The following is a 3,705-nucleotide window of genomic DNA, read 5'->3' as shown; positions in this document are numbered from 1 at the left end:
ATATTAATTCAAAAAAGAGCCACTCTTTTTGAGAGTAGCTCTAAAAATACATACTAAGAATTTTATATTAGTTGTAGTTTATATCTTTATTAAGCATAAGAATAAATTAATAAATATTTATTATCTCACCCTCAGAAGATAATATGAATTCTATATATGGCAGGTCTCCCGACTTCACTTCATCCTACTTTTCTCACCTTCCCGAATTTTACAGTGGTGTATTTAAGAATTTCGTCAGTTTCACGGTTACTGGGATAGTTTGGGTTTTTCACCCAATTCCCTATTAAGTCAATAAAACACCTTATACAGTTTAATTTTCATACTGATTATATCCTTCAATATATTACTTGTCAAACAAAATCTTTTCTTCATGAAACCATCTTAGTTTAAACAATTACATTAATTACTAATTAACTATAATCAATTCTTTATTAAACTTTGTATAAATTTTTTATTCCCTTTTCTAATGTTTTTTGTTATAATTCTTTATTATTTTATATAAATGAATTAGGAGAATATTTAAAATGAATGAAGAGTTATTGTTTTTATTAAAACAAAATACTAATTGGAATACTAACCTTGTTACCTCTGTAGAAAGAATAGGTGGACTTAATAATAATAACTATAAAGTTTCATATAATGGTGATGATTTTTTTATTAGAATTTGCACCAATCTATATTTAGATAATGATAGAAAAACTGAATTTCAAATCATAAATAAAGCTTCTAATATTGATTTAACTCCTAAACCTTATTATTTTTCTAGCAAAAGTGGTAATATGATTCTTCCTTGGATAAATGGTAAAATGCCTACTGAAGATGAATTCTCCTCTATTAATTTTATTAACAGATTAACTAAAAGATTAAAAGAACTTCATAATTTAAATTGTGAAAAGCTCTTTAAACCCTTTAATCATATAAAAACTAGAATTGATTTATGTAAAAAATTCAATATCTCTTTACCTAATTATATTGATAAACTCTTAAAAAAATTAAATTATCTAGAATTTATTCTAAATAATAATCCAACTATAGGCTTATGTCACAATGATCTTAATTGTTCAAATATACTTCTTTTAAAGAACAACTTATATTTTATTGATTATGAATATTCAGCCATGGGCGATATTTTTTGGGATCTTGCTACAATATCATGGTTCCTTAATGATAATTGTAGAAAGAATTTATTAATACAATATTTTGGTTATTATAAAGAAGAAGATTATAAAAAACTATTAGATTTTTTATATGTAGTTAAATTTTATAATGCAACATGGTCATTATTAAAAACTAAAGATCCAAACAATGATTATGATTATCTTAACGGGGCTAATATTATTTTTGAAGATTTAAGACAAAACTCTTAAATAATTAATCTATTGTCGTACAAATGTCTAACGTAAGTGAGTTAACCTATACTAAATTTCTTTTTGCATTTTCTTCATTTTTCTTTTTTGATTTAAGTATCTTGTAAATCATACCAAGCATTATAAACCATACAGGTGTTACAAATAGGGCTACACGAGTTTCATTATTAAGTGCCAATACGACTATAACAAAAGCAAAAAATGCTAGAATTATATAGTTTACCATTGGATAAAATGGCATTTTGAATTTACTCTTAGTAGCAAGCTCAGGATTAGTTTTGCGATATCTTAGATGGCAGATAACTATAATTGCCCAAATGAAGATAAAGCAGAATGTTGATATACTTGTAATCAGTACAAACACCCCTTCTGGTATAATATAGTTCAGAATAACTGAAATCAATATGACAGTTGCAGAAAACATTGTAGCATTAGAAGGTACTTGATGAGAAGTTAATTTTTTCATTGACTCAGGTGCATTATTTTCTTTAGCAAGAGAGTAAACCATACGACTTGTGCTGAAGATACCGCTGTTACAAGCAGATGCAGCTGATGTTAGTACAACGAAATTTACAATACTTGCTGCTGCTGCGATTCCCACTGCAGCAAATACCTGTACAAATGGGCTTTTATCCGGATTAATTGAATTCCATGGGTATATACTCATAATAACAGTAAGTGCTCCGATATAGAAAATAATAATTCTAATTGGAATATTATTAATAGCCTTTGGAATAACATGTTCTGGATTTTCAGTTTCACCTGCTGTTAAACCAACTAATTCGATTCCAGTAAAAGCAAATACAACCATTTGGAAAGAAAGGATAAAACCTCTTAACCCATTTGGAAACCAGCCACCATGACTCCAAAGGTTTGTAAAGCTAGATATACCAGCATCTGTAGAAAATCCTTTAATAATCATAAATGTACCAATTATAATTAGTGATAAAATTGCAACAACTTTAATTAAGGCAAACCAAAATTCCATTTCACCAAATAACTTTACTGTGGTAAGATTCATAATTAGTAAAATTACAAGAACTATAAGGCTTGGAACCCATTGAGCTATATTGGGGAACCAATATTGTATGTAAAGTCCAGCAGCAGTTAAGTCAGCCATAGCAAGTGAAATCCAACAAAACCAGTAGGTCCATCCAGTAATAAATGCTGCTCTATCTCCTAGATAATCATATACAAAGTCTACAAAAGAATGGTAGTTCAAATTAGAAAGCAATAATTCCCCAAGGGCACGCATAATAAAAAAACAAATTATCCCTGTTATCATATACGCAAATAAAATAGATGGACCTGCCAAGTGAATTGATCTGCCTGCACCAAGGAATAATCCAGTACCAATTGCACCTCCAATTGCAAGTAATTGAACATGACGATTTTTTAGTCCTCTCGATAAATTTTGATTTTCTGACATATGTATTCCGCCTTTCTAAATGTTACTGTTTTTAAATCTGTGTTACTGAGATCACAATTTTCTAGAATTATTATTGGGCCATTGAAATATAGCTTTCTATTTCTATAATGCCCCAAAAAAGTATTATTGATGTTAGTACTGTTATAAAGCATAACTACAAGATATAGTAGCTGATAATACAGTACATAATGTTGCAAAACTAGTAACATTACCTTCTATATTGTCTCTTCCTTATTTTTCTCAAAAGGAAATTTTAGAGCCATAGTCAATTTGAATAATTGAATTAATCCTAGACATACAGTAAGACAGATTCCAGTTTCCATTAGTAAGACTAACAGTTGCCTGCCCAAATACTATAAAATCGATTTGAGTAAGTACTTTTGTTAATTGATCCATTTTATCCCTCCATGTTAGTCAAAAAGCATGTACTAAAAATGCCTTTTCCTATATAAGTATTTTGTGATTGGAGATACAAATGGGAATAGATAAGATCTAAATGAAGTAATAGATAATCTATTACTTTTGTAAGATATGCTACCTTTCCCCTGTCCTTTTACATTAGAGTTTCGTCTTACGACTTTCTCCTTCGGTGCTCTATTTCGAGTCTCTCCAAGGGTTCAGCTAATAGCGGTCATCTCTAATTAAATAGGTACCTGAAAGATTTACTTCTTCGGTGCATGACCATAGTCACAACTCTCCCACTATCTTCGTCTGAACTGTTAAAATATATACTAGTCTATCTTTAATAAAGTTGCACAATTTCTTCATTTTTTTATTAAAATAAAAATGTTATTTCATAATAATTGCTAAAAACATCTATTATAAGATAATAATATGTTTCATTTATAGTAAATAATTTTAATAATAAAACTACTTCTATAAATGTGATATTTTAATATCAAGAAAAAC

2 protein-coding genes and 2 riboswitches are annotated in these 3,705 nt (G+C 28.5%); of the genes, one reads left to right on the top strand and one right to left on the bottom strand.

What is annotated here, in order from left to right; genetic code table 11:
- Positions 1-141 precede the first annotated feature (141 nt).
- A riboswitch (cobalamin riboswitch) is annotated at positions 142-319 on the bottom strand.
- 205 nt (positions 320-524) lie between these two features.
- The gene (locus NG904_RS16500; protein WP_252232792.1) at positions 525-1,367 is read left to right on the top strand and encodes a choline kinase family protein; all 843 of its coding nucleotides are present in this window, start codon (positions 525-527) and stop codon (positions 1,365-1,367) included.
- 46 nt (positions 1,368-1,413) lie between these two features.
- Here the strand turns inward: NG904_RS16500 and NG904_RS16495 are convergent, their stop codons facing one another.
- A complete protein-coding gene (locus NG904_RS16495) occupies positions 1,414-2,796 on the bottom strand; it encodes an amino acid permease (RefSeq protein ID WP_252212744.1) in 1,383 nt (460 codons plus the stop codon).
- A 535-nt stretch (positions 2,797-3,331) separates the two neighbouring features.
- A riboswitch (glycine riboswitch) is annotated at positions 3,332-3,419 on the bottom strand.
- Positions 3,420-3,705: the final 286 nt, after the last annotated feature.

It is taken from the genome of Clostridium sp. ZBS15, from assembly GCF_023845705.1.
In the GTDB taxonomy this organism is placed as follows: domain Bacteria; phylum Bacillota; class Clostridia; order Clostridiales; family Clostridiaceae; genus Clostridium; species Clostridium aquiflavi.
This window is presented reverse-complemented; position numbering and strand designations above follow the sequence as displayed.

Bases quoted from the DNA above. Each gene is read 5' to 3' on its own strand.
- NG904_RS16495 (WP_252212744.1), bottom strand. From the start codon at position 2,796: ATGTCAGAAAATCAAAATTTATCGAGAGGACTAAAAAATCGTCATGTT.
- NG904_RS16500 (WP_252232792.1), top strand. From the start codon at position 525: ATGAATGAAGAGTTATTGTTTTTATTAAAACAAAATACTAATTGGAAT.